Origin of the sequence: Microvirga sp. VF16 (assembly GCF_016864375.1) — a bacterium.
Taxonomy (GTDB): Bacteria; Pseudomonadota; Alphaproteobacteria; order Rhizobiales; family Beijerinckiaceae; genus Microvirga.
The window spans coordinates 1,148,057-1,174,157 of the sequence record NZ_CP069355.1 but is presented as its reverse complement, the minus strand read 5'-3'; the positions used below and the strand labels follow the sequence as shown (position 1 = coordinate 1,174,157).

The window sequence follows — 26,101 nt, the reverse complement described above, 5'->3', positions numbered from 1 at the left end:
CTTTCCGGTGTGAATAAAGGTGTAGCTCGGACTGACTCATGGAATAGTCTCGACAGTCGTCACGTCTGCCGCCGCGCATTTGGCGGGCGGACGGACGATCTTGAATAGCCTATCACAAATGGCGTCACGGACGCCGTGGTCATGAAATATGCCTACTACCGCAGTTCCGCGTGCTTTGGCTTCGTTCATCAGATCGACCACCGTTGCCGCGTTCGGGGCATCCAGCGAAGCGGTAGGCTCGTCCAACAGAAGGATGGGGTAGCCGACGACGAAACCGCGAGCGATATTGACGCGCTGCTGTTCACCGCCGGAAAAGGTTGCGGGGGCCAAAGGCCACAGGTGCTGCGGAATGCGCAAACGCTCCAGCAACATTGCGGCAGTCGCATGCGCCTCGCTTTCGGAGGCGCCCGCATTCAAGAGTGGTTCGGCTACCACGTCCAATGTCGACACTCTAGGAATGACTCGCAAGAACTGGCTGACATACCCAATAGTCCCTCGCCTTAGTGCATTGATTTCCCAATACGCCGCGTTTGCGATATCGACCAGCCCGTCCTGGTGTCGGACCAGGATCTCACCTTTGTCGATTTTGTAATTTGCATACAGAGCACGAAGCAGAGTTGATTTCCCCGCTCCCGACGGGCCGTCCAAACAGAGACACTCACCCGCACCGAGATCGAATGAAACGTTATCGAAGACAGGAATGCCGACTCCGCCCTGTGTGTGGAGGGTAAAACTCTTGGACAGCCCCCTCGCTTGAAGGACGTAAGTCTTGGTGTGGGCCATTTCGTTTTGTTCTCTAAAATGTCGACTTTAGATTCCGTGCCTTTGACGCAAAGCATTCGCAGTTGCATGACAGGCGGGTGATGAAATGATGACGATGTGTGGAAGACTCGGTCAGTCTTCTATGCTTGCTCTCGGCTTCGTCGGTTTCGCAGAACACAGGCGTTGATCACGCAACCGTATCCTTTGCACTTCCGAAACCTCTGAAACGCTCACCACGGGCGAATTCGTAGTAGAGCGCGGCGCCATCATGTACCCAGTTGCCGAGATCGAAGTCCACCATTCCGCGCGGCTCGTGCATCTTTACCACGACATCCGTACCGAACTGCAGCTCGGTCCAGCCAACGCGTTTGCGGCCGCCGAACTTTGGGCGCCACTCCTCCATCATGTCCGTGACGAATGCAGTGCTCGTCGCCCAGACATGCCGTACACCGTCGATGACCCGATCGCGGCTCTGATGCATATCACCACTAAGAAAGAGCTTAATCTTGCCGCTAGCGAGGTAAGAAGCAAACATCTCCCTCGTTGCTTCCGGCATGAACCAACCTGTCGCATCCTTCTCTGCCAGCGAATTGTCGCAAACGGCGATGTGGGACAGAATTGCAACCTGGCGTCCGTCTGCTTCGGCGAGCGCCCGCTCCAGAAACATTTCCTGCTCAGCCTCCGCTGAAAGGCCCGAGGTGAAGACCATGCTGTTGAGACCGATGATCCGCCAGTTGGCGAGATCGACAGACCAGAAGTCACGTCCCATGGCCTGGATGTACTGGGCGCGGCGCTCCTCAGTAACCCGCGACGAGGGCTTTGCACATGATACGAGATCCCCGATATCGTGGTTGCCGGGAACGGCCAGCCATGGGCATGGAAGGCGATCCAGCTGTTCCTTCGCAAACTCAAGATCGGACCAGTTGGTCGCGCCGTCCAGCGTGACGTCGCCACCAACGATAACGAGTTCCGGCGAACGTTGGGCAAGTTCGTCGATGAGAATCTCCCAATTGAACTGGAAGAACGGTCTCTCCCGCGACAGATGGGGATCGGAAATGAACGCAACGAACGGAGAATTGGTCATCTTTGCAACCTCACTTTGATCAGTATACGGCATGGCCGGCGCGCCAAACCGACCGGACGATCGGCAGCCCGTTGTGTACCCGCACCCGAAGAATATCGGCACGCTTTCCGACAGCAATTTCGCCGCGGTCATGAAGCCCGACGCAGGCTGCGGGTGAGGATGTCACAGTGGCGACCGCGCGCGGCAAGGACCAGCCGATGTCTTTGCTCGCCAGGATGAACGCTGCGTGCAGCAGGCTGGCCGGAATATAGTCAGAGGCCAGGATGTCGAGCAGGCCCAGCTTTGCGCATTCGCCAGCGGAGAGGTTGCCGATATGCGAACCGCCACGGACAAGGTTCGGGCCGCCCATGACCACCTTCATGCCGCGTGCTCTGGCCTCTGAGGCAGCAAGCTGGGTCGTCGGAAATTCGGACAGGCCGTTGCCGAGTTCTTCGGCTTCCAGCACTTCCTCAAGGATCGTGTCGTCATGACTTGCAACCGCAATGCCCTTTTGCCGGCAGATATCGGCAATGGCACGCCGGTTGGGAGTGGCAAAGCGCTTGCGTGCGCTCTGCCGGGCGGCGAAGATCGCGTCGAGTGCTTCGTCTGAAGCGCCTGTGCGGCGCCTCTGGTGAGCCTTCCATTTGGCTGGGTCTGGGAACGTCCGCTGACCGGGCGTATGATCCATCAGCGAGACGAGCTTCAGGAGAGGGTTGTCCTGCAGGGCCGAAAACCGATCGACAATATCGGGTTCGATAATTTCGCAGCGCAGGTGCATGTAGTGGTCTGCGCGCAGCAGGCCTTCATCGGCGGCCTCCTTCATTCCCGCGATCATGCGCGGTAAAGCGGCATTGCGATCGCTATCGAACTCCTCTCCCACCAGTCCGAAGCTGTCGAACATAGTGGTGATACCGGAGCTGATGACCTGCGCGTCATACGACACGGCGGCGGAAACGGCATGCCAATAGACGTCAGCCCGTGGCATAACATGCTTTTCCAGATGATCGCTGTGAAGGTCGACGAGGCCAGGCATCAAGACATCGCCGGCAAAGTCGATGGCGCCGGCCGGCATTTGCCCTGTAGCACCGATCGCCGTAATCACGCCGTCTTCGACCGTGACCGTGCCCCTTAGTATCTTGTCCGACAGCACGACTTGCGCATTGCCGAAAGTCAACTTCGTCACATCTTTTCTCCGATATACACTGCGTCCTATGCGCGCAGTACTGATGACACGAGTAATTGTGTATAGGGGTGATGAGGATCGTCGAGGATCTGGTCGGCGATGCCGTCCTCGACAATCGCGCCGGACTTGAGGACAATGATCCGGTCCGCCAGCATCCGTGCCACGCCGAGGTCGTGGGTGACGAGCAGGACGGCAACTTTCAGGCTGCGTACGAGCTTTCTCAGGAGGTCGAGAACCTTGGCCTGGACCGAAACGTCAAGTCCACCGGTCGGCTCATCCATGAGCAGCAATTTCGGCCGCTTCACCAGGCTGCGCGCAATCTGCAGCCTTTGCTGCATCCCGCCTGAGAATGACCCTGGCAGATCGTCTACCCGTGCAGCTTCGATTTCGACACCTTCGATTGCATCCCTTGCCACACGCCTCATGGTGGCGAAATCACGGACGCCGAGAAGCGCCAGCGATTCCACGATGTTTGCCCCCGCTGTGACATTCATCCGAAGGCCGTCTTGGGGGCGCTGCTGGATGAAGCCAGCGTGAGAACGAAGCAGGCGAATGCGCTCTTCTTCCTCAAGCGCCCATATCGCCTGGAGAATGCCGCACTCGTCCTGAATTTTGACGTCGCCCGCATCCGGCTCGAGCTGCCCGCCGAGGCACCGCAGAAGGGTACTTTTTCCAGAACCGCTCTCGCCAAGGATGACAACGATTTCACCCGCAGCGACATCGAGCGAAATATCTCGGCACACCGGCCGGTTATGGGTGAAACTCTTGCGTAGACCAGTCACCTGTAAGATGAGCGGAGGCCGGGATATGCCACTCATGTCCGGTGTCCCTCACTTTTCTCACGGCGTTCGGCACAGTAAGAGGTGTCGGAACAGGTATAGCTGCGTTCACCGTCGTCGCCCGCGACGATGTCCAGATAGGTGTCGTGCGCTCCGCAGAGCATGCACGTGCCCATCGGCCTTTTGATCGAGAATGGCTGATCGTCGAACGAAAGGCTCTCGACCTTCGTATAGGGCGGGATGGCATAGATGCGACGGTTGCGTCCGGCGCCAAAGAGCACAAGAGCGGGACTGCCGTCGAGCCGAGGATTGTCAGAGATCGGGATTGGCGACGGAGCTACAAAATACCGGTCGTTCACGCGGACGGGATGGTTCGTGCCGCTTTTGGCATCGCCGACACGGATCCTGTCCTCGTAAAGCCGGACATAAAGCATGCCGTAGTCCTGAGAAGCGTGTTGCCGGCGTGTGACCGCGTCGGACGGCTCAAGGTAACGCAAAGGCTCTGACACCGGCACTTGAAGCACGACGATCTGGTTTTCAGTAAGTTGACCTTCGGGAATCCGATGGCGCGACTGGATCATCGTCGCATCTGCAGTTCGTACCGTTGTGCGGATGTCGGTAACCCGCTCGAAGAATTTCCGGATGCTCGTGGCGTTGATCGAATCGTCTGCGCCCTGATCGATGACTTTCAAGACGTCGTCCCGGCCGATCAGGGCCGCGGTTACCTGCATTCCACCCGTCCCCCAGCCCGGAGGCAGCGGCATCTCGTACCCCGCAATTGGGATCTGAAAGCCGGGAATGCAAACGGCCTTCAGGATAGCGCGCCTCAACGTGCGCTTCGTCGTCTCATTCAGATATCCAGAACTATACTGGCTGGGCTCTTCCCGGCCGGAACCCATCGGGATCATTGCCCGTCCTCCTCGCGGCGACGGGTCGCGTGAACTGCGCGCAGATGCTCGACCTCGGATTGATAGCTGACATAGTGAGGCAGCTTCAGGCTCTGAAGCAGGCCAGCGGCATCGACGCCGTCCGCGTTCGACAGCACGAATTGCTCGTCCTCGATGGGGGAGTGGACCGCCTCACCGAGCTCACGTCCCCGCAAAGCGCGGTCGGTTACGGCGATCGCCATTGCGCGTCGTTCGCTGTAACCAAAGGCAAGACCATAACCTCTGGTAAAGCGGGGCTCGGGTTGTTGGAGATCCAGCTTCTTGTTCATGATCTCGCATTCACTCAAGGTCACCCGCGCAATCGTGACGGCGAAGCCGAGTTCGGGAATGAGGTAATCGACATTCACCTTGCCGGTTCTGACTTCGACGCACAGCGGGAAATTCTGCCCCCAGCCTTGCAAAGTCGAGTTGGCGAGACCGGTCAGAAAGCCCTCATCTGCCCTTGTCAAAGCCTGCAATCTCGCATCCCGCGGTGCAGGATGCGTGAGGGGCGCTCGCGTGATATCCGCGACCCGTTGTCCCCCATGGGTCGGCGACACCTCTTCCGCAATGCCGTCGATCGCCAATTGCTCGGCAATATGCGGCGCATAGACGGGTGAGCCGTCCCCGGGCCGCGATGCCGCGGTGGCCGGATGCGGCGGCTCATCACCGAGCAGCCTGTGACTGTAATCATACGTAGCGCCGAGGAACTGCCCGCCGGGCGCCTGCTTCATGATCGGCGAGATCCGGCGTTCGATTAGCATCGCGCCGGTGTCGAGGGGCTCCGAATACCCGGCGCTTGGCAGGGTTGCACGGAAGGTCCGCAACAGGAACGCGGCCTCGACACAATCGCCCTGCGCCTGCTTCAGCGCATGACTGGCGGCATGCCGGTCATAGATGGCGCCCTCGTTCATCGCACGATCGACGGCCAGCGAAAGCTGCTCGCTGATCTGCTCGTTCGACAATTCCGGTATTGATGGATCGCCGCGGCGCTGCTCGGATAAGCGCCGCTCGGCATTCTCGATCGCTTGTTCGCCCCCTCGGATGGCTACGAGCATGACACTACTCCCCGGCTCGAACGCGGCAAGCCCATGAGACCTGCGTCATCGAACAAGATCATGTCCAGACCGACAGGAAACCTCGACGCATTGTCCGCCCAGGCCGACCAGAACCACTGTGGTAGCCCCGAGGGAGCAACGGCCTTCTGCCCTTTGATGCCGGGGCCGGAAAGGAGCACCGCCTCACCTCCAGATAGCGATGGCACCTGCACGAGCAGGGTCGTCGAGAGGTTCGGATCCAACAATGTACCGACACGAAATGCTTGCAGGTTCGGTAGCGCCTGCGCGCTGCCGATCAACGCAAAATCCGCATCCGGCTGATCGGATATCTCTGTCACCCCGTTCTGCAATCGAAGGACATCTCGGACGTCTGGCGTGTCGAAAGCGCTATCGAGCCAGACGCTTGTCTCGCCGTCCAGCAGACATCGAGCAGCGGCAAAGAGGCTGTTGCACATGCCCGCCGGGGCGGCGTCGACCGGTTTGAGCTTGACGATTTCACCTGGATAGCTGAACGCACGCAGCACGGCCCTGAATGTAGACTGGGTTTCCTGGGCAGCCATCGCCTGGGAGCTCGCACTCATTCCCGCACTCCTGCGATCGACATCGAGAATGAAACCTCGGTTTCGCGCACCTTTGCAGCGGTGACGGATTGCAGGAGCTTGTCGGCACGTTCGACGGACTGAACGATCTGCCGCGCCGCTTCAAGCCATGATGAGCCGGCCGGCGTCAGCATCATCGCGTCGATGACGGCTGCGATCGCCGCATGGCGCTTGTCGCGGCCGCCGACACACGCCACACCGACGTTGCCGCCATCCAACCGGATGGAGCAGCGGGTCACGGTCATTTCGCCGAGGTTAAAGGGCTCCCCCTGTGCATCGGCACGGGCACGCAGCATGACTGTCTCGAACTGCGGTTCACGGATCCATTTGAAACCTGGTTTCGCCGGCAGGGCTTCCCAGCAATCCGACAGCAGCGTCGCCGGGGCAGTCGCGAGGACCGACATCCAGACGTTCCGGTCCAAAAAAGGAGAGGCTTCAAGCGTCATTTCTCAAGTCATTTTCACAGAGCCCGTGAGGAGCATCGGGCTGCCGGGTTCTTACCCTAATCCGTCCTGCCGGTGGTAAAGGCTTGATGACGAAAGCTAGACAAGCTTGCCAGTCATACAGACGGATGACCGCAAATCCGGAATTTTGAACCGGGCGATATCGGCCGGGACCTGTTGGATAGTCGCTGGGCACACCGAGTACTGGGCCCCCGATTGTCGCCACTGCAACTGGCGCAATTCGCTGCCTCGGGATCCTTACATATCACCATATCGAATGACCAATTCGATCCAGCGTGCCGACATTCGGATGACGGAGAATAAAATTGGCGTTCCTGCTGTATCAGTGATGATGTTTTTCACCTGCAGGACCGGTTGAGAGCGCGACTGCTGCAGGAGCTTGGCATCGGCGCGAGTGGCCAGACCGGTCGTGATCCGGGACTCGTACCGTATGAGATCGTTCACCCCGAGGCTTTTGAATCCGTCCGGAACGGACCGGGTATCCGCGATCGCTCGCTCAATTCCGTGAAAGCGCGGGAGAGGAAAATAAGCCGAACTGATCATAGTCGGATTATCATCCACGACTGTCAGGAGATCGACACAGCGCACGTACTGCGTTTTGCTAAGCTTCAGAGCCGCAATGATTTCTTTCGACGGCCGCACTGTCGAGCTTCCCAGTACTTCCTCCCTGCCTGCCCGATCAAGTTCCTTTAGGATCAGGGGTAAGGTTTTGCGTTGGGACAGAGGATGAGAGATCACCCGCTCTTGAACAAAACTTCCATGGCCATGCTCAATCCTGACGAGGCCTTTCCCCTCCAGAACTGCCAGCGCGCGTCGCACCGTATTGCGATGCACGCTGAAACGTCCGGCAAGCTCATCTTCAGTTGGAAGCCGATCGCCCGGGGAAAGACGTCGCTGGAGAATGTCTTTCTCTAGAGAGAGACTGACCTCCTGCCAAAGATGTAACGCCCCTTTGCGCCTGGTGGCCGGCCGGTCGTCATCCGTCTGCAAGCTCGTCTCCCTTTTCTGAAACTTAGTTGCTATCGCATGCTGTTCCCTGAGTGATGAAGGGCGGGACCATAGACGACTGGCTAGGTCTTACAAGGTATGTCACACCGGCTTCACCCTAGGAGATGCTGACTACACTATGGTCGCGCTGTCAGAGCTGCCGCAAGGCGAGATGCGTCGCCCGAGATCACTGCGCCGAGTGACGGTTGAACTCTGGCGAAAATAGGATCAGCCCGCTTTTGGAGAGCAAGGATGAATTTCCAGTCAACAAGACGCAATTTTCTGGGCGGGACCGCGGCTCTGGCTGCGGGAGCAGCCTTATCTGTCCCGGCTTTCGCTCAAGCGAAACCCATTACCTTGCGCGTGCTCACCAGCACGCCGAAGGAACTTTATGACAACCTCGGCGCCGACTTTATGGCAAAGCGGCCCGACATTCGCATTGTCGTGGATACACCGTCTCCGGATTACGACGATCTTACTCTCAGGATCTTTCGTGCTGCCATCACCGGAGATGCGCCCGATGTTGCATTTCAGGGTTTCAACCGTATCAATCTCGTGGCGCAACGGGGTCTCGCCGTGCCGCTCAATACGTTGATCGATGCTGACGGAGGTCTCGCATCGCTCGGTTACCAGACGTCACTTCTAGACATGACGAAGGTCGCCGACAAATCCTACGGACTTCCTTTCGCAATATCGTCGCCGACGCTCTTCTACAATCTCGATCTGGTCGAGAAGGCAGGCGGCAACCCCGATCGCCTGCCGTCCGATTGGCCAGCGATCATCGAGCTTGGCAAGAAAATCAAGGTGCTCGGCAATGGCATCATGGGGCTGCATTACGCCTATATCGGGCATTCGGGAGCTTGGACCTGGATGGCCCTCATCATGAGCCAGGGCGGCAGCATCCTGACCGCCGACGAACGCGACGTTGCCTTCAACGGTCCGGAGGGCCTCTGGGCGCTCGAGATGTTCCGCCAATTTGGCGAGGCCGGGCAGATCGAGATGTCGCTTGATCAGACGAGACAAGCATTCTCCGGCGGGACGATCGGTATTCTTGGCACGGCCAACAGCTACCTGCGTTCAGCCGAGAAGGCTGCCGCAGGGCATTTTTCGGTTCGGACCGCTAGCCTGCCGATGAAGCCAAATGGCAAGCTGCCGACAGGAGGAAACGCCGCAATGATCCTGACCAAGGATCCCGTTCGGCAAAAGGCCGCCTGGGATTTTGTCAAGTTCATGACGGGACCTGAGGCTCAGACAAAGCTGGTCAATACAACCGGATACATCCCGGCCAACAGCATTGCGGTCAACACACCGGAACTGCTCGGCAAGTTTTTCGCGGAAAACCCGAATGCCATGACCGGCGTGCAGCAGCTGCCGACCCTGGGCGGCTGGCCAGGCTTCCCTGGCGAAAATGCGATTAAGATCACTGACCTCATCCGCAATCATATTCAATCGGTCGTTACGCTTCGCCGCGAGCCAAAAGCCGTTCTCGGCGATATGGTCAAGGAAGTTCGGGCAATGCTGCCGAAGGCCTGAGAGACAGTTCGGCTCTGGAATGAAATACGAGGGCGGCGAAAGCGCGGTTCGCTTCGCCGCCCTTCGTCGGATTCGCGGCCGCATCGCGAACATGATGCCAGACCCCTCGCCGCATGAGTGGAGGCTGCATTGTCGGAGGACGGTTGATGCCTTACTGTTTCGGAGCAAAAAGTTGCTCGAGAACGGGGCGTACGGCCCATGGGGCGTTGAAGAAGACCGGCGAAATGAGCAGGCTTCCTTTTCCGTCCGCACACCTCAACGCTTCCTGCACCGCGGAGCTAAAGCGATCAGCATGCGCAATCGTGGGACCGGCTTCGCCCGCGTCCTTAAGGTTGCGCACAATGACATCGCCGCCCTCTCCGAAAAGGACAACCGTTTTTGCCATCTTCGCGAGAGCTGTGCAGAAGTGATGCAAATCCTGCTGCTCCAACTCGGAGCTGACTCGTTTCTCGCCGCTGGCCGACTGTACGGCCCCACCGCAGACGACAGTCAGCGACTCCGCTGACATGCTCTCAAGCCCGAGCAGGGCCTTGCGCGGGTTCATGCCGATGGAGTCATCGTAGATGTCGACACCGTCGAGCCGGCCGAGGAACTCGCAACGCTGCGGTAGCCCGCGAAACTCGATCAACCCCTCCCGTATGCTTTGCCGGCTCGCGCCATATTCGACTGCGACGGCGGCTGCGGCCAATGCATTCGCGATGTGATGACCAGGCATCGTGAGTTCGGAAACGGAACAGATCTTGTCTAGTCCGGTGCGGCTTCGCAACGTCACCTTGCCGTTCGCAATTACTATGCCTTCAGAAATCGCATCTAAGACGCTGAAGTAGGATTTGCGTCCCTGGCCAAGCGGGCCGAATTGGTCCCTCACTTCTTGAGAGTCGAAGTTCAGGACCGCCAAGTCTCCGCTGCGCTGAAAGCGTACAAGGTTCATCTTCGCGCCGCGGTAAGCCTCGTAGGACCCATGCCAATCCTAATGATCGGGAAAGAGGTTGGTGATCAAGGCAATGTCGGGCGATGAGGTGAAATACTCCAGGTGATGGCTCGTGAGCTCAACGATAGACAGTGAGCTCTTGGAACGCGCCGGCAGTCCGTCAAGCATCGCTCTTCCCGGCCCAGAGGCCGTTCTGACTTCTGCTTTACCGGGAGAAGGCAAGCTGCGGCGGGATGGTACAGCCCTCCATGCCCGAAGCGAGAGAGGAATCAACGCGAAAGTCGTCCCAGCCTAGTGCTTACGAGCCTGCACAAAATAGGCTGGAACGGTTGTCTCTCCGAGGGCCTTGCACGCCTCCAGACGATGCAGTCCCTCAACCAAGACAAAGCGCGTGCCGTCAGGCCGCACAAGTATGGGAGCTTGCTGCCCCTTTTCGATGATGCTCTCCGCTAGGGCTGCCATCTTCTGTGGATCAAGAGTTTGCCGGCGCTGCACAGGGATATAGACATCCTGGATGGCGAGGATCTGCCTTTTCATCATCTCTGCTGCTCCAGCCTCGGGGTACATCTTCTGTAGCTTATGCGCAGGGACTTGGCTTGCATAGGAACATGCCATCCGGACAGGCGTTCACTGACAGGTCCAGCTTAGCAATTCCGTAGGCCGTATGCGTTGGGCCTCCTCAACCGGAGACACATCCATGAGCAAACTCACAGCATCAATGGGCTTCCTCTTCCTGGCGATTTCATCTGCATGGGCGCAGACCCCGCCCGCCACGCCCGGCTCTCCTCCGGCCGGAGACACCACAGCTTCAGGGGGCGGCATTGCGGGCTATTGGTGGATTATCCTCGCCATTATCGTCGTTGCGGCTGCCGTCTACTTCATGAGGCGTCGCAGGAGCATGTGAGCGAGTTGATCCCATAGGAACGAAACATGACATCAGGCGTTGATCGGTAGCCTATTTGATGCTCATGACCTTATCCGAGATACGAACCCGGCCTTGTGCCGGGTTCTTTTGTATGAGCCCCGCAGTCCATAGCTCATCGGGAACTCGCTGGAGGGCCAATCCAGGGCGGGCGATGAAGGGAGTCCATCGTGACGATGGGCTCATGGGCTACTTCTTGTCCGAAGATCAGTCGGGACAGCTTACGCTGCCCCGATGACAAATTGCACTCCTGGCTTTCGATCAGTATCGCCGTCCGAGCATCCACTCTCCCACCTCATCAAGGGCATCAAACGCCCGGTTGGTCAGACGGCGCGGACCGGCCAGCAGCCTCTCCTCTCGCTCCGCAGCATAGGGCTGCTGACGGAGCGGCATCGCCTCACGGTATTCGCCAAACTCATCAGCCGGCTCGTCGAATGCCCAGTCCCGCCGTGCAGCGGCAGGCGGAATGTTCGTTGGTGGCAGCGGACGCCTGTCATGCCTCGCCTCGACCGAGCGACGGTTTTCAGGCGGCAGGATGTCCTCGACCTGGCTCAGGGCTACGGACTGCGACTGAGGCAGCGCAACCCGGTAGCCGAATTCGTGGGCGACACCCGGCAGGTTCTGGACCGCTGCCCGGCCCGCCTCCATGCCGTGGCAGATGCCGAAATACAGCGCATGGAAGTTGGTGTTCTGACGGATGGTCTCCCGGCTCTCCTTGGTCGCAAAGGGCGCGAGATAGAAGGCCATGGTCCGCCCGTTCTTCTCGGCGACGATCGCCGGCTTGGTCCGCGAGCAGTACACATACCCGTTCTCCTCACTGAGCCCTCTGCGTCCTGCTGAACTCGCATGGAAGGTCTTCACCCGCGTTTGCATGAGCGTGCCCTCCCCTGTCTTGGTCAGAGGCGAGGCCACCAGGATGGCAAACTCGTCACAGCCGTCAGGGCGGCAGAGCCCGCGGATGATGTCTGCACGGTCATAGGTCTGAGCGAAGGCCGGGGTCGCGAGCACGAGGGCAAGGGCAACAAGAGATCTGAGCATTGGTGGCCTTGGACGGACGGATGGTTAACGACGTGTCACCACGGAGGTCGCGCAGGAATGTGACGATTTCAGGCCGATCTCCCCAATGACATCTGGCGGAGATATCCGTGATCGCGCATTCGGCGGCGAAGAGTTCCGGACGTTCGGAAGTCCTACCATGCGTCCGGACAGGTGTGAGCGTTTTCGTCCCTAAACGAACCCGAGCGTCAGGAGCGCCTTTCACATCAGGCGGCCCGAGCCGCCTTGGACTACTCGCGATAGCGGTTATCAAGGGCCTTGTCGCAGTTGTTGCGCGGGCAAGAAAATACCCGGGACTTTGCCACCCATTCATGCAGCAGGCTGCTTGGTGAGGCGCACAGTCCTCATGACGTGTCACATTCGGATCCCGTGCATAGTTTCTTCCAGCACGCCGCGTAGACATGAAAGCGGCCCGCCATAGAGTTGCCGCAATCCCTAACCGAATCTTACCGCCGCTGGAAAAGGGATAAAACATGACCAAGGTATTCCCGACACTCGGGGCTTCGGCGATTGCTCTCGGAACCCTCCTCGGCGGTGTGGAGGCCAAGACCGTCTTCTACGAGATCAACGGCCAGCGGTATTCGTATGATACCAACAACCGTCAGCAGACGGCGGCGGCCCGCAAGCAGATCGAAGCGGCGAAGACCGCTGAGGCTGCTACGGCAAAAGCGGCAGCGGAGCGTGCGAGCAATCCCTTGGTCGCGATCTTCGGGTCGCAGACACAACGGGAGGCTGAAGCGGCTCAGGCGCACTTACAGCAGATCATTGCGGAGCAGGAGGCGGCGGCTGGCAAGCGCCAACGAACTGTGCAGGCCACCACAGGCGAAAGTCTCGCAAAACCCGCCAACGGGCAGGCTGGAGAAACCGCGAGGGTCAATGAGCGCGAGCCGGCGGCCGCAGTGGCCATCGCAGCAACTCAACCAGCAGCAGTCCGTCCAATGGCTCCGGACTTTCGTGAGCCTGCCAGACCGGATAGCCCCCCGAGGGCCGCGATCAGATCGATCTCCCTTGATGCCGAGACTGGCATCAAAACGGTCATCCGAGTGGATGGATCGATCCATGAGGAACTCTTCGACCCGAGCGTTCTGTCGACGCTTGATCCGGCGCCCCGTTCTGTTGGCTCTGCAAGCAAGGCGACACGCGCCAATCAGTCACCCAAGATCTCGCCGGATGAACCGACCGGTTCCACTAGCGTCCGTGAAATGACGTTTGGGCTGCATGCGGGGACAGACCCAGGCGGCAGGCCTCTGTCGAACTAGAAATGGTCCAGTTTAGGGCTATCATGGTGCCGCGACAGGCCTGTGATCTCCATGCGTCTTGGAATGATGAATGAAGCCGACCACGCCAGGACGGCTGGATAGCCGCAAGATTGCATGAGCGCGGGAGTTCATCGCATGGCATCACGCGGCAAACCGGAGATTCCCATGTAACCAGATGCCCTTGTGACCCGGTTTGAGCGGCTGAGCGGCGGACAGTTGGTCACGGAAACGCCGATGGGCATCAACCAGCAACCGCAGCTTTCGAGCCATTGGCTGCAAGCTTGCGGTCCGATCGACAACCAACGCCTCCGCCGCAGCGTAGAGATCTCCGGTTGCCGCCTCAATGCCGGGATTCCGTTCAATCAGAGCCATCAGCTCTATCAGCTGCCGTTGCAGGCTGTACAATGCCGCTTCTCCGCCGCCCTGCTGGATTACCAGCACGATCGGGTCAAGCCTGCCGAGCATCTCGTCGACGGCATTCTCAAAGGTCGCTTCCGTCATGGATATCGTCTCCAGAATTCGAATCGGAGGTCTCATCTGTTGGAAGGTTGACCCACTTGGATTGCGGACTGGTTAAGCGGCTGCGAGCATCGCAGACTGGACACTCCGCCGCTTTCCGTTTGATGCTCCTGACGCCCTGCGTCCGGCAACGGCCCTTCCCTCAAACGACGACGAACGGAACCTCAACCCCGCCGAGCCCTCGCTCATCAAAGGCAAGGCATCTAAGAACGACCTCGATGCGGCTCTTGGTACGATGCACGACATGAATGAATCGGCGTGCTCGCCATCAAAATGTCGGGGCCCGGATGCTCCTTCAAGGGGAACCAGTCCGGTAACACTGATCTGCGCCTCCTGAATGAAGCTGAAGGAGGCTATGGTGAGAACGTCCTCGATCCGCACTTGGACGCGCTTCGGGTCATCGTCGCAGCCACTGACGACCAAAAAGGGTCGGATTCCCGCCTGCTGGCACAATCACGTCGGTCCGGTGGGCAGCTTCGGCATACTGCTTGCTCTGATCCGCGTGATCCAACCGCAAGTTCGCAGCGGGATGGGTTACCCCGACGATTGACGCCGAGCCTGTCGTTGTTCTCGCTTGGCTGCGAAAACCTGCCGCAAAGTTCTGCAAAACGTGGACCTGTGCGTTCCTCTGCTGCGTAACAGAACTACTAGTGTTCCCAGTCACCTCCCCCTTCCTGACCACCCGAACGGATCAGACCACGTGAAAGACCTTCTCAAAAAACTCTTTGGACTTGGGCTCTCGAAAGACGCCATCATTGCTCCCCACGGGGCGATCCTCACGCTCGGTGAGGACCGCCGGGGCGTTCCTCACGGCACGACACGGAACGCCAATACCCTCCTCCTCGGAGCCAGCTCGCGCCAGCGGGTGGAGAGGGTGATCGTCCCGACCCTTCTGCGGGGCACGTCGGCCAGCTACATTGTCGACGACCCGACCGGGGAGGTTTACGACCTCACCGCTGCGACCCGGGCCAAACTGGGACCCGTCTCGCGCATTCGGTGGCAAACCGGGAGTTCCTATAATCCACTTGCTGACATCAATCTGGGCACCGATCCGGAAACCCGTTCCCGGCGGCTGCACAACGTCGCGGAAACCTTCATCACCCAATGGACAGACGGATATGACAGGATCCCAGAGATCAAAACGAAGGATGGCCACGACACCATCGAGCAGGAAGCGATCTCCGCTCTCTGGGGCCTTCTGGAGCTTGCGACCGCTCAGGTCGCGAACGCCGGCGGACTGCGCCTGGCCGAGCCGACCTTGATGGGGCTGTGCACGGTCCTCATCGAGCATCGCCTTGACGATAAAGCTGCTGATTATGTGGCCGCCGCCGACAGCTCCGGGAGCCCGAGGGCATTGTTCGAATTGCGCGCCTACGCGGCTCTGTCCGATGAGCGCCGGCGGGTGATCCACGACGCGATCGTGCAACGGCTGGTGCCCTTTCATACCCCCGAGACGTCCTGGGCCTCCGGCGATCCGCGCGGCCAGTGGGCGGCCCATCGGAACATCAGTACTTCTGAGGGGGTCGAGACCAGCGGCCCGGCAACCGTTTATGTGTGCTGCCCGACCCGACACGGCCCGCATGCCGCGGCCTACAATCTCCTGACACGCCTCCTGTGGCAGCAGATCATTGATGAAGCGATCCACGGCCGCAGCGAACAGGCGGCCGACAAGCCTCAGCGGCCTGCCGCGTTCATCTTCACAAACACCGACCAGGCCGAGCCGATCTCGGGAATGACAGCGTTGACCGCAGCTGCCAAGAAGACCGACCTTTCAATCCTCGTTTCCGCTGACGATGAGGCATCTCTTGACCGCCTCTATGGCCCGGCCAACGCTGAAGCGCTCAAGGCCGCGATGGACCTGGAACTCGACTTCGATCCAGCCGCCACCCGGTTCATGGTCAAGGGACCTGAAAGGCCCGTCCTGCGGCCGTCCCAGGCGATGGGATCCTTCCTCCTGCCCGCGCCCCGGGATTTTTAGAAAACCGCGCCAGAGATTGTCCGTATCTGAAACCTCTGGCGCAGTCTGCAACAAGTCCGTTTCCGGCCTCAAGCCACCGAACGATCTTGGAACCGCCAATTTGTCAGGATCTGTCGCACATTCGGCCAAGCGTCGAAACAAGACAGGATTGCCTATGATGTTTCACGCCACGCGTTAAGGCCTGTGGACCTTCAGGTGATCCGAGGGATTCCCGCTCCAGTCGAATTTTGATTGGTAATCGTCCTGATCGCAGACGCCGCTCAGAACGCCATGGCGAACGAGTACAAGCGCATCACTGAAGGCACGCTGCTCGTTCGCACGAGTGTCTTCTGGAATTTTGCGGTGGACTGGCTGAGCTACCCTCCGCGGGGAGTTCGAGGATTAGGACAAATGAACGGTCTTCTCCCGGCATGCAGCAAAAGGGAGCTTCCCTCTAGGGCCTCAACTTCTCAGAGATGGCGGAGTGCAGGACCTGGAGCCACCCGGCGATGTCGGATGAATAATGCGCCACCTCCATTGCAAGCAGCGCAAGGTCTTCATCCGATGAGACCCGGGCACCTTTCATGCCTGAGAGAAGCTTCATAACCTCTTTATCGCGCGTGGGTTCCGGAGGGTCCGCAGCCCAGCCGATGCTGGCCTTGTTAATGGCGAGTTTGAAGCGTTCCCCGCTCTGGAAGCGGGCATCGACAAACCACCCGTTTCCGCTCGGGCTCAGGTCGACGACGGTGAGCGATGGAGTTCTGACGCTGCCCTCGGGCACAGGATGCTGACCGGACACCTCCAGCACGTCCCGCAGCCCCTCCATGAACTGTTCCACACTCATCGCGGACCGGGCCAGCGTCTCGATTCCGTAGATCATCTGGTTGAGGCTGGTGAACGGATAGCCCGGTTCGCCCACCCTGTCGGTGCTCCAATGGAAGATGGATGACAGCCTCTCGGCGATTTCTCTGTCATCGGGATCGACGCTGACGCTCTTGCCGTCCCGGCCGGCTGTCATCGTCACGGTCCTGCCATCAGGAAAGATGATCCGGAGCATGAGAAAGTCGCCATCGATGACCTTGGTTGTGAGCGCCACCAACTGCCTCCTCTCGCCTCAGGTCGACAGCGACGGTATACCCGTCCAGCGGAGCCGCCGACAACATGGGCATCTTGGGCTCCAGCGGCTGGCCCCGATGCACGCCGAAACTGAGCCATGTTCAGAACTGCCCCCTCCTATCCGGTCACCCGTCGGTTAATCTGACGGTGTTTGTCTAGGAGGGACGGGTTCGGCGCCCCTCATTGAAAGGAAATCGAACGCCTGCACAATTGGCGTATCGCGGAGGATGGAAATGGCACTGCTGAGACGAGAACTGCACAGGACAGCGAAGGGCCCGGGTGCCAACGCCGAGGATACCTGGACCTTGGTCTTCGACACCGATACCAAGCGCCTCTTCGTCGAGCACGCATGGCAGCACGTCGACGTGCGCCGCGGCGATGCCTCAGACAATGGGACCCAGCAACTCGACATCGCTGAGTACCTGCTCCAAGGCGGGCAAACCGCCGGGCACCGCGAGCTGTGGCGCCTCATCAAGATCCTGTTTGATGAGCCTGGCATCACACAGAAGGAATAGTGCAAGCCAAAGCCTGTGCAGTTACACCATGTCGGCCACGTCCAAGCCAAGGATCAGAGGCCGCGAACGTCTCCTCAGGTCATCCGTTCTGAGCCTAGGGTGTAGGGCTTGCCTGGAGAACGAGCATGGGCGCTGATGAGAATTTGCCGAAGCGTGGCTTTGTCTTGATGCGTGCGGAAAGGCGACGGGAAATCGCAAGCAAAGGCGGGAAGAGCGTTCCGGCGGATAAGCGGGCCTTTTCGCTGAACTCGGCCCTGGCGTCCGGGGCTGGCCGCAAAGGAGGGCATAGCTCCCCTGGCCGCGCGAAGGCCCATCAAGGCCAAGGCGATCGGTCAGGCTGATGGATGCAATCTTGCATCAGGATGGCTTTAACCTACCCCACGGACCAGGATCTCCACCGTCCAAGCTGCCGGCGACCTTCTGAGCCATGGAAACGCCAATTGCTGTGAGCACTGACATGCTTTCGCAACAGGTCTTTGGAGAATAATTTACTCTACCATGCCCTCTGAGCATGGTTGCCCTATTGAATTTGCTCTTCTTTTGTGCAGTGCACAGGCATATTTATTGCATCGCAAGGCAGACACGCGGCCATCACCGACAGGCCGGTCAATTCAGGAGCTTCCCATGTTCATTTCTTACATCCTCGCCAAGGTTCAAGCCTACTTCCGGTACCGTGAGACCGTGCGTGAGTTGTCGCTGCTCTCGGATCGCGAGCTCACTGATCTTGGCATCGGGCGTTTCCAGATCGACAGCGTTGCTCGTCAGAGCGCTGCTGCCTGACATCCGCTGCATTACAGTAACCGCCCTCGCCCGCCTCGCTAGCGGGCATTTGCATTTTATGCGTCTCTGCGGCCAGCCGGTTCAAAGATCTGCTCAAAAATTGCCGGCGCCGAGCCGCCGGACCGCCAAGGTGGATCGTCTGTTCACAACGCCCACGTCTGCAACTCGCCGGTGAAAGCATGAGAAAGCAGAACGCCAGAGCCCGTCGTCTTGAAGGCGACCAAAACTCCTGACTCCATCACCTCATCAGTCGACGCGACCACTCATGAGCGCGTGAAACGGTTGCTCACGATCCGCGTAATGCGCAAACAAGGCGCCTCCTTGGCGCTAATGGAACTTGAGCTTGGGTCGGACAACCCGGTTCACGTGCCCGACCAGAATGAGAGCCAATCCTTTCAACCATCCGTGGACGCCGATCAGGTGCATCCGGTAGAGTGACAGGTAGACCATACGGGCGATCCGCCCCTCGACGGCCATGCGTCCGCCGACCAAGTTGCCCATCAGACTGCCAACCGTCGAGTACCGACTGAGGGACACAAGAGACCCGTGATCGCGGTATACGAAGGCCTTCAGCGGCTTTTCGGCGATCAGGGAGAGAACGTTGCGATAGGCTGTCCGGGCCATCTGATGGGCCGCTTGGGCACGCGGTGGCACCGGCCGGTCGGCCCCTTCAGGCTTAAAGGAGCAGCAATCACCAATGGCGAAGATGCGATCGTCGCGCGTGGTTTGGAGCGTCGTGCGTACGACAAGCTGGTTGCTGCGGAGCGTTTCGAGGCCAGCGATATCTTTCAGGACGTCCGGTGCACGCACTCCAGCCGCCCAGACCTTCAGGTCCGCTCCGATCACCTCTCCAGTACGGGTGCCCATGCCGGTTGAGGTGACCTCCGTGATCGCAGTATTGACGAGGACCCGTACCCCAAGCGCCTCCAATTCCTTATGGGCCGCCTCAGCCAAGTCCACGGGCAGCGCGGGGAGGATCCGGGGACCTGCCTCGACCAAGGTGACGCGCAGACGGCTCTCATCAAACACCTCCAGTCCATAGTGTCTTAGGGCGGAGGCTGCATTGAAGAGTTCGGCGGCGAGCTCTACTCCGGTGGCGCCGCCGCCGACAATGGTCACATTGACATAGGCGTTTGCGCTCGGATCCAGGCTCATTGTTCGCGACACGCGCAGACAATGGTTTAGCAATTTCTGCCGGAAGCGATCGGCTTGCTCGCGGTCTTCCAAAAAGAGACAATGCTCGCGCGCACCGGGAGTGCCAAAGTCGTTTGACACGGCGCCGAGGCACAGGATCAAGTAATCGTAGCGAATCCTATGGCGTCCAATAATCTCACTGCCATCCTCATCCAGGATCGGCGCCACCACAACCTGTCGCGCCTCACGGTCAATCGTCTCAAGACTGCCCAAGAAGAAACGGTATCGCCATCGATGTCCGTGACTGCGATAGCCGACTTCGTCCAGGTTCGCGTCAAGCGACCCGGCTGCGACCTCATGCAGAAGAGGCTTCCAGATGTGGGTTTGGTTTCGTTCGATGAGGATCACGTCGTATGCGTCTCGACCCAGCTTGGCACCAAGCCGCCGCACGAGCTCGAGCCCTCCGGCTCCGCCTCCAACAACAACAATCTGGGTTTTCATGGCGTTGGTGCCTTCTCTATGTGTTGAGTTGTGGGGCTGAGCTGTCGCTCAGGTTCTGCGTGAGGCTACCCTCTTCTGAATAAGGCCCCACGATCGGGCGAGCTGCAGCGACGATGAGATGCCGACATCAAGCATGAACGGCTCGGCTCTTCGCGCAGTGGCCTGCGCCTTCGTCCGGCGCACCGGTGTGCCGTGGCCCATGCCATCGATCAGGAACAGTTCGATAACTGTTTCCCCCTTTCGGTCCGACCATGCCCGCCGGCGATGACCTGCAAGTGATGTTTGCGTAAATACTTCCTCGTTTACACCGTGCACGTTGGCCCACTGGCTGAGCAAAGCGGCGGCATTGGATGCCACAACGGTCCGGTCCTCTGTGCCATGCCAGATCGACACTGTTGGCCGTGGGCCCGAATAGACCGAAGCCGTGCGGACGAGGTCACCCCATTGCTGGGCGGTGCGCGCCCGCGGTCTCTTCATGGCGGACATGACCTGGCGCATACCCGACGCAGCGCCATAGGGAAGACCGGCGATAATGCCGCCGCCAGCAAAGACCTCCGGGTAGGTTGCCAACATCACCGAGGCCATAGCACCGCCTGCCGAGAGCCCCGTGATGAAGATCTGGGCCGGGTCGATGCTATGGGTCCGACGCATGCGCGTCACCATTTGGCGGATCGACAAGGCCTCGCCCGAGCCGCGTCGGGCATCGTGAGGCCGGAACCAGTTGAAACAGCGGTTGGGATTATTCGCGTGAGATTGCTCGGCATAGACAAGGGCAAAGCCATGCCGTCTCGCCAGCAGTGACCAGCCGCTGCCCTCGTCGTAGTCGCGCGCCGTCTGCAGGCACCCATGCAGCACCACGACTAGGGGTGCACTGTCGGGCAACTGCGGGGGCACGTAGGTCAGCATCCGGAGATTGCCCGGATTGGACCCGAAGTCGCTGACCTCGGTCAGCTTGTCCTTCTTGGGCCGGGTCTTGCGCGGCTTAAAGATGAGCGTGCGCGAGCTCTTCGTGGCCCTGACGAGGGTCTTCTCCCAGCGCCGCTGGGCTTTCAGAAGATGGGTGATCGGAAGCTTCAGTCGCATGCGCACCCGGTAGGGAATTTTCGAATCAGGAGCGTCTCACGGCAGAGAACATACGGGAGCCCTGTGGCATCTATGGCAACAGACAGTCTCATAGTCCTGCCTGGTCCCTGATGTGGGCGCTCCCGGCTCGTAAGCCGGGAGCGTATTCAAGTCAAAGCCTTAGCGTGTGCGCCGATCGTGTTCGGGTTGCCCCGTGATGGTCCGGGTGGCCTCTTGGGCCACCTGGGCGGTGAGTTGCGCCAGGCGCTGGCCGTTGTCGATCATCCGCTCGACGTTGTGACGCACGAGAGCACTCTGCAAGCGGACCAAGTCCGGCATCGACCGGCAGGCCAGAAGATCAATCCCGTCCTCAATGTTCTTCAGCAGGCGCTCCTGCCGGAGGCCAAACCATTCCAGTGTGATGGTCCCGGCGCCACGCGCCAGAATCCGGTTGGACTGGGCAACGGCTTGAACGTACTGCGAGGCCTGATCGAGCCAAGTCCGGGCCCCTCGATTCTGATCTTTCGACATCGCAGTGGCACTGTCGACGACCTGAGAGGCTGCATGCAGATTGGCCTGAACTGTCTCTTGGACCTCCTGCCCCACGTCTTGTGCCGTTTCGGGTGCCTCCTCAATCACCGTCAGCAAGGTCTCATCGTCATCAGGCACCGCTGTGGCTTGCTTGCGCCCGCGCCTCGTCCGCCGCGGTTCGCTGGCAGTACGCATGGCCTCTGCCTCGGCGATCTCCTCCTCGACCTTCTCGACGACAGCTTCGACCTCATCCTGGTTCAGGACCTTCAGCACCACCGGCAGCAGCTCGTTCCTGTCGTTGCGAATATGCTGCTGAAACACCCGTCTCAGCTCCGCCACCTTGACCTGGAATTCATCGCTGTCTTTTGGCGCGGCGGCGAGTTCGTCCAGGAGGGCCCTGGTCTGCCGGTTGTCATCGCGCGCGCCGCGGACGAGCTCCGCAGTCTCCGGGTGGTTTTCCAAGACAGGAAAGAGGTGCTGCTCCTGCAGGTTGGCAAGCAGATCCAGTTCCTGGGCCAGGCTCGTGAGCAGCTGCTCGCGAGTCTCTGCGGCATCATTGGACGTGGCAAGCAGCTGAGTGAAGATCTCGTTGGCCTTATCGGGCGGGGTTTGACCAATGCTTCGGTTAATCGTCATCATTCCTCGCAAAAGTGGCGGAGGGCATCCGGCAGCTGGGACACAACCGGATTTCTCCGCAGGTGAAAGAACGCTGGACAGGGACACGGGACTCGGCAGGCAGACTTCGTGAGACTGGGCAGCAAAGAGATGGGCTGTGATCACGAAGCTTCACAAGCCATATCGCAATGCAGCATGGCGCGGCAACCACCCAAGCTTCAACAGCCTTAAATTAAAGGGTTTGTAAGAATAATGTCTAATTGTGCGTCGCACAATTTTCTGTTGACATTGATTGTGCAATGCACAATAACCGGGTAGCCGATGTATGACGCGGCTAGACTTGTCTGAGGGCCCACGCCCACTTTGGAGATCTCTATGAACCAGCAGTTCGAAGCCGTTCAGAAGCTCGGCAAAGACAGTTTTGATGCCACCGTGAAGGCGTTTGAAGTTGCGTCCACCGGCACCAACGCCATCGTTGTTGAAACCACCGACTATGCCAAGAAGTCGTTTCAGCAGAGCGCGTCCACCTTTGAGAAGCTCGTCGGCGTCAAGTCGCTCGACAAGGTGATCGAGGTTCAGACCGACTATGTGAAGAGCGCCTATGAAGGGTTTGTTGCCCAGTCGGCGAAGACCCGCGAGCTCTATGCCAAGTTGGCGCAGGACAGCTTTGCGCCGTTTGGCGCCCTCTACTCTGCCGCGCAGGCGACCTTCGCCGCCGCGAAGCCCGCGACCCGCGCGAAGTAACGACAGAGTTCGACAGCCTCCTCTGAACGCCCAGCCGTGAGGTTGGGCGTTCTGCTTTGTGGTAGGCCTTCGCCCTCGCCCGAGTGATCTGCCCATGAGGACCTGTCACCAGACAATCCGGCTCGTGCGGCTCAGGCCATGTACTGGCCGCCATTGATGGACAGGGTCGAGCCGGTGACGAAGCCGGCCTCGTCGGAGGCCAGGAACAGCACGGAGCGGGCGATCTCCTCCGCCTCGCCGAGGCGGCCGACGGGAATGAGCGGCAGGATCTTCGACTTGAGCACCTCTTCGGGCACCGCCTTCACCATCTCGGTGGCGATGTAGCCCGGCGCGATCACGTTGACGGTGACGCCCTTGTTGGCATTCTCCTGCGCCAGTGCCTTGGCGAAGCCGATCACGCCGGCCTTGGCGGCGGAGTAGTTCGCCTGTCCCATCTGGCCCTTCTGGCCGTTGATGGATGAGATGATGATGACGCGCCCAAATCCGCGCTCGCGCATGCCCTCGATCACCGGGCGCGTGCAGGTGAACATGGAATCGAGATTGGTGCGGATGACGGCGGACCACTGATCGAAGGTCATCTTGTGGAACATGCCGTCGCGGGTGATGCCGGCGTTGTTGACCAGAATGTCGACCGGTCCGAGTTCGGCTGCCACCGCCTTGATCCCGCTCTCGCAGGAGGCGGCGTCGGAGACGTCGAACTTGAAGACCGGAATGCCGGTCTCAGCTTTGAACTGGTTGGCGGCTTCGTCATTGCCGCCGTAATTCGCGGCAACCGTGTAGCCTGCGTCTTTCAAGCCTTTCGAGATCGCGGCACCGATGCCGCGGGTGCCACCGGTGACCAATGCAACGCGCGCCATGCTGTTTCTTCTCCGTGTTAACCTAATGGTGTGTTCTACGGTGCCCGGACATAGCTGCCCGGTGCATCCTCAATCGGCGTGAGCTTGCCCGCGCTGATCACCCGTGCCTTGACACGCTTGCTGTCCTGGGTCTCGACCCAGGCCTGCCAATGCGGCCACCAGGATCCGAGATGCTCTTCTGCCTGTTCAAGCCACGCCTCAAGGGCTCCCTCCGGCGCTCCCCCGGTCCAGTACTGATAGCGCCCGCGCGATGGCGGGTTGATGACGCCGGCGATGTGCCCGGAGCCAGCCAGCACGAAGGTCACAGGGCCGCCCAGGCGCCCTGCCCCGGCGAATACCGAATGCGGTGGGGCAATATGGTCGTCGCGAGCCGCGAGGTGGAAGACCGGGATTGAGATCGCTGAGAGGTCGAGCCGGGTGCCGCTGAACTCCATCCGGCCTTCCGCCAGATCGTTCTGCAGATAGCAGCGCCGCAGATAGAAGCTGTGGTTGGCAGCCGGCATCCGGGTCGAATCCGAGTTCCAGTACAGCAGGTCGAAGGGCAACGGCTCCTGCCCTTTCTGGTAGACATTGACGATGTAAGGCCAGATCAGATCGTTGGAGCGTAGCAGATTGAAGATGGTCGCCATCTTGCTGCTGTCGAGATAGCCGCGCTGGGCCATGTCGCGCTCGATTGCCCGGATCTGGTCCTCGTCCGAGAAGACCTTCAGATCGCCAGCCTGCTGGAAGTCCACCTGCGTGGTGAAGAACGTCGCGCTCTTGATCCGGGTATCGCCCGTTGCTGCCATGTAGGCGAGTGTTGCGGACAGTAACGTTCCGCCGACGCAGTAGCCGACGGCGTTCACGGCTCTCTCGCCTGTGGCCTTCTCGATAGCCTCCAGAGCCTCGAAGATGCCCTCGCGCATGTAGTCCTCGAAGGACTTGGCGGCGAGGCTCTCGTCCGGGTTGACCCAAGAGATGATGAAGACGGTGTGTCCCTGGTCGACAGCCCAGCGGATGAAGGACTTCTCAGGATTGAGATCGAGGATGTAGAACTTGTTGATCCAGGGCGGCACGATCAGCAGCGGCCGCTTGAGCACCTTCTCGGTCGTGGGCGCATACTGGATCAGCTGCATCAGGGCATTCTGGTAGATCACCTTGCCCGGGGTAACGGCGATGTTCGTGCCGACCTCGAACTGCGTCGGATCGGTCTGGCGGATCTTGAGCTGCCCTCCCCCGCGCTCGATATCTTCGGCCAACAGCTGCATGCCGCGCACGAGGTTCGCCCCGTCGGAGGCGAAGGTCTCGCGCAGGAGTTCGGGATTGGTGAACACCCAGTTCGAGGGCGCCAGCGCGTTGATCAACTGTTTGGTGTAAAAGCTGGCCTTATGCTGTACCTCTGGATCAAGGCCCTCTGTGCCCTCGACCAGCCGATCGGCCCAATGCGACGTGATGAGATAGGACTGTCGCACGGCATCGAAGAACTGGTGCTCGGTCCAGGCGGGATCCTTGAAGCGGGCATCCTTGGTGCTGGAGGGAGCGACATCATCACCGCCTATGCCCAGCATCTGGTACACGGACGAATTCCAGAGATCGACATAGGCCTGCCAGAGTTTGGATTGAGATTCGATGAGGGTACCCGGCTGAGTCGCCAAGGCCTGCTGCACCTGTGCAAAGGTGTTCAGAGCTGGCGTGATATCGTCGACTTGAGCCAGCGGCCCCAAGGTGCCGATCTGCGGCTGGATGTAGGCTGTTGCGGCCTTGCCGGCCTCGGCGACCAACCGAGCCATGTTCCCAGCAAAGCGATAGGGATCCGTCATCGCAAATCCTGAATTCACCACAGCCCCAGATTGTCTGTCAGTGGTCAAAGGCAGCCTCCTGATGTTGCCCGGATCCAACGCAAGTCGTTATTGCCCTGATGCGAGGTGGATTATGCCGGGTCACCGCGTCACTGCGAGCATGAGCGGACGACAACGCTGTTTCCCGGGCCTGATCAGTAGGTAGACGTCCATGCCACATCGAAGCAACGCCTGCCGAGTAGCGACGCCACCGATGATGGGTCTGACACAGGACGAACGGATGCGGCTAGGTGATGGGGGAACAGGGAAACGCCTGCAAGGTAATGAAGCGTCTCGTCGTGCGGGTCGCAGAGTCTCGTGAGGTCATGAGCCTTCCTGATCTCGTCTTACCTTGGGGCAGCTAACCTCACACCAACGAAAAGAACATGTCTGTCTGCAATCCGACACAACAGGAAAGTAATTTCGCTGGC

The 26,101-nt window shown here is 59.8% G+C and carries 26 protein-coding genes; 7 read left to right on the top strand and 19 right to left on the bottom strand.

What is annotated here, in order from left to right; genetic code table 11:
* Nucleotides 1-36: 36 nt before the first annotated feature.
* From phnL to JO965_RS31005, 9 genes are all read right to left on the bottom strand, one after another.
* Nucleotides 37-783: a phosphonate C-P lyase system protein PhnL gene (phnL, locus tag JO965_RS31045; protein ID WP_203444730.1), complete on the bottom strand. Its 747-nt coding sequence runs from the start codon at nucleotides 781-783 to the stop codon at nucleotides 37-39.
* Between the two features lie 166 nt (nucleotides 784-949).
* A complete protein-coding gene (locus tag JO965_RS31040) occupies nucleotides 950-1,846 on the bottom strand; it encodes a metallophosphoesterase (protein WP_203444729.1) in 897 nt (298 codons plus the stop codon).
* A gap of 19 nt (nucleotides 1,847-1,865) precedes the next feature.
* Nucleotides 1,866-3,008 carry an alpha-D-ribose 1-methylphosphonate 5-triphosphate diphosphatase gene (locus JO965_RS31035; RefSeq protein WP_203444728.1) on the bottom strand — a complete coding sequence of 381 codons (1,143 nt, stop codon included), beginning with the start codon at nucleotides 3,006-3,008 and terminating at the stop codon, nucleotides 1,866-1,868.
* A 26-nt stretch (nucleotides 3,009-3,034) separates the two neighbouring features.
* Complete coding sequence (locus JO965_RS31030) at nucleotides 3,035-3,826, bottom strand: ATP-binding cassette domain-containing protein (RefSeq protein WP_203444727.1); 792 nt, start codon at nucleotides 3,824-3,826, stop codon at nucleotides 3,035-3,037.
* Complete coding sequence (locus JO965_RS31025; RefSeq protein WP_371826913.1) at nucleotides 3,823-4,695, bottom strand: alpha-D-ribose 1-methylphosphonate 5-phosphate C-P-lyase PhnJ; 873 nt, start codon at nucleotides 4,693-4,695, stop codon at nucleotides 3,823-3,825. The genes JO965_RS31030 and JO965_RS31025 overlap by 4 nt, the downstream gene beginning before the upstream one ends.
* Entirely contained in the window at nucleotides 4,692-5,771 is a 1,080-nt protein-coding gene (locus JO965_RS31020) for a carbon-phosphorus lyase complex subunit PhnI (protein ID WP_203444726.1), read from the bottom strand. Before JO965_RS31020 ends, JO965_RS31025 begins: the two co-directional genes overlap by 4 nt.
* Nucleotides 5,762-6,352: a phosphonate C-P lyase system protein PhnH gene (gene phnH, locus JO965_RS31015; RefSeq protein ID WP_203444725.1), complete on the bottom strand. Its 591-nt coding sequence runs from the start codon at nucleotides 6,350-6,352 to the stop codon at nucleotides 5,762-5,764. The genes JO965_RS31020 and phnH overlap by 10 nt, the downstream gene beginning before the upstream one ends.
* A complete protein-coding gene (gene phnG, locus JO965_RS31010; RefSeq protein WP_203444724.1) occupies nucleotides 6,349-6,816 on the bottom strand; it encodes a phosphonate C-P lyase system protein PhnG in 468 nt (155 codons plus the stop codon). Before phnG ends, phnH begins: the two co-directional genes overlap by 4 nt.
* A gap of 255 nt (nucleotides 6,817-7,071) precedes the next feature.
* Nucleotides 7,072-7,824 (bottom strand): GntR family transcriptional regulator, encoded by a 753-nt coding sequence (locus tag JO965_RS31005; RefSeq protein ID WP_203444723.1) that lies wholly within the window; start codon nucleotides 7,822-7,824, stop codon nucleotides 7,072-7,074.
* A 249-nt stretch (nucleotides 7,825-8,073) separates the two neighbouring features.
* Between JO965_RS31005 and JO965_RS31000 the strand changes: the two genes are divergently transcribed.
* The gene (locus JO965_RS31000; RefSeq protein WP_203444722.1) at nucleotides 8,074-9,354 is read left to right on the top strand and encodes an ABC transporter substrate-binding protein; all 1,281 of its coding nucleotides are present in this window, start codon (nucleotides 8,074-8,076) and stop codon (nucleotides 9,352-9,354) included.
* 151 nt (nucleotides 9,355-9,505) lie between these two features.
* On the opposite strand, the gene JO965_RS30995 is transcribed toward JO965_RS31000, so the two are convergent.
* Both JO965_RS30995 and JO965_RS30990 read right to left on the bottom strand, forming a co-directional pair.
* Entirely contained in the window at nucleotides 9,506-10,285 is a 780-nt protein-coding gene (locus tag JO965_RS30995) for a hypothetical protein (protein ID WP_203444721.1), read from the bottom strand.
* Nucleotides 10,286-10,576: 291 nt separating this feature from the next.
* The gene (locus JO965_RS30990; RefSeq protein ID WP_203444720.1) at nucleotides 10,577-10,825 is read right to left on the bottom strand and encodes a ParB N-terminal domain-containing protein; all 249 of its coding nucleotides are present in this window, start codon (nucleotides 10,823-10,825) and stop codon (nucleotides 10,577-10,579) included.
* Between the two features lie 157 nt (nucleotides 10,826-10,982).
* On the opposite strand from JO965_RS30990, the gene JO965_RS30985 reads away from it, so the two are divergent.
* Nucleotides 10,983-11,189: a hypothetical protein gene (locus tag JO965_RS30985; RefSeq protein ID WP_203444719.1), complete on the top strand. Its 207-nt coding sequence runs from the start codon at nucleotides 10,983-10,985 to the stop codon at nucleotides 11,187-11,189.
* Between the two features lie 279 nt (nucleotides 11,190-11,468).
* On the opposite strand, the gene JO965_RS30980 is transcribed toward JO965_RS30985, so the two are convergent.
* On the bottom strand, nucleotides 11,469-12,245 hold the full coding sequence (locus JO965_RS30980) for a hypothetical protein (protein ID WP_203444718.1): 777 nt from the start codon (nucleotides 12,243-12,245) through the stop codon (nucleotides 11,469-11,471).
* 491 nt (nucleotides 12,246-12,736) lie between these two features.
* Between JO965_RS30980 and JO965_RS30975 the strand changes: the two genes are divergently transcribed.
* The gene (locus tag JO965_RS30975; protein WP_203444717.1) at nucleotides 12,737-13,522 is read left to right on the top strand and encodes a hypothetical protein; all 786 of its coding nucleotides are present in this window, start codon (nucleotides 12,737-12,739) and stop codon (nucleotides 13,520-13,522) included.
* A 141-nt stretch (nucleotides 13,523-13,663) separates the two neighbouring features.
* Here JO965_RS30975 and JO965_RS30970 read toward each other — a convergent pair whose 3' ends face one another.
* A complete protein-coding gene (locus JO965_RS30970; protein WP_203444716.1) occupies nucleotides 13,664-14,023 on the bottom strand; it encodes a hypothetical protein in 360 nt (119 codons plus the stop codon).
* A 718-nt stretch (nucleotides 14,024-14,741) separates the two neighbouring features.
* On the opposite strand from JO965_RS30970, the gene JO965_RS30965 reads away from it, so the two are divergent.
* Nucleotides 14,742-16,019, top strand: a complete 1,278-nt coding sequence (locus JO965_RS30965) for a type IV secretory system conjugative DNA transfer family protein (RefSeq protein ID WP_203444715.1) — start codon at nucleotides 14,742-14,744, stop codon at nucleotides 16,017-16,019.
* A gap of 433 nt (nucleotides 16,020-16,452) precedes the next feature.
* On the opposite strand, the gene JO965_RS30960 is transcribed toward JO965_RS30965, so the two are convergent.
* Complete coding sequence (locus JO965_RS30960; RefSeq protein ID WP_203444714.1) at nucleotides 16,453-17,094, bottom strand: hypothetical protein; 642 nt, start codon at nucleotides 17,092-17,094, stop codon at nucleotides 16,453-16,455.
* A gap of 253 nt (nucleotides 17,095-17,347) precedes the next feature.
* Here JO965_RS30960 and JO965_RS30955 point away from each other — a divergent pair, with 253 nt between their 5' ends.
* A complete protein-coding gene (locus JO965_RS30955) occupies nucleotides 17,348-17,629 on the top strand; it encodes a hypothetical protein (RefSeq protein ID WP_203444713.1) in 282 nt (93 codons plus the stop codon).
* Between the two features lie 624 nt (nucleotides 17,630-18,253).
* Nucleotides 18,254-18,409, top strand: a complete 156-nt coding sequence (locus tag JO965_RS30950) for a DUF1127 domain-containing protein (protein ID WP_203444712.1) — start codon at nucleotides 18,254-18,256, stop codon at nucleotides 18,407-18,409.
* Between the two features lie 327 nt (nucleotides 18,410-18,736).
* Here JO965_RS30950 and JO965_RS30945 read toward each other — a convergent pair whose 3' ends face one another.
* The 3 genes from JO965_RS30945 to JO965_RS30935 all read right to left on the bottom strand — a co-directional run bounded on the left by JO965_RS30945 (nucleotide 18,737) and on the right by JO965_RS30935 (nucleotide 22,276).
* Nucleotides 18,737-20,044 carry an NAD(P)/FAD-dependent oxidoreductase gene (locus tag JO965_RS30945; RefSeq protein WP_203444711.1) on the bottom strand — a complete coding sequence of 436 codons (1,308 nt, stop codon included), beginning with the start codon at nucleotides 20,042-20,044 and terminating at the stop codon, nucleotides 18,737-18,739.
* Between the two features lie 48 nt (nucleotides 20,045-20,092).
* The gene (locus tag JO965_RS30940; protein ID WP_246776969.1) at nucleotides 20,093-21,127 is read right to left on the bottom strand and encodes a PHB depolymerase family esterase; all 1,035 of its coding nucleotides are present in this window, start codon (nucleotides 21,125-21,127) and stop codon (nucleotides 20,093-20,095) included.
* Between the two features lie 159 nt (nucleotides 21,128-21,286).
* Complete coding sequence (locus JO965_RS30935; protein WP_203444709.1) at nucleotides 21,287-22,276, bottom strand: phasin family protein; 990 nt, start codon at nucleotides 22,274-22,276, stop codon at nucleotides 21,287-21,289.
* A gap of 351 nt (nucleotides 22,277-22,627) precedes the next feature.
* On the opposite strand from JO965_RS30935, the gene JO965_RS30930 reads away from it, so the two are divergent.
* The gene (locus tag JO965_RS30930) at nucleotides 22,628-22,996 is read left to right on the top strand and encodes a phasin family protein (RefSeq protein WP_203444708.1); all 369 of its coding nucleotides are present in this window, start codon (nucleotides 22,628-22,630) and stop codon (nucleotides 22,994-22,996) included.
* A 131-nt stretch (nucleotides 22,997-23,127) separates the two neighbouring features.
* On the opposite strand, the gene phbB is transcribed toward JO965_RS30930, so the two are convergent.
* Together phbB and JO965_RS30920 are read right to left on the bottom strand one after the other, a co-directional pair.
* The gene (gene phbB / locus JO965_RS30925; protein ID WP_203444707.1) at nucleotides 23,128-23,853 is read right to left on the bottom strand and encodes an acetoacetyl-CoA reductase; all 726 of its coding nucleotides are present in this window, start codon (nucleotides 23,851-23,853) and stop codon (nucleotides 23,128-23,130) included.
* Nucleotides 23,854-23,888: 35 nt separating this feature from the next.
* On the bottom strand, nucleotides 23,889-25,652 hold the full coding sequence (locus tag JO965_RS30920) for an alpha/beta hydrolase (RefSeq protein WP_305846603.1): 1,764 nt from the start codon (nucleotides 25,650-25,652) through the stop codon (nucleotides 23,889-23,891).
* Nucleotides 25,653-26,101 lie beyond the last annotated feature (449 nt).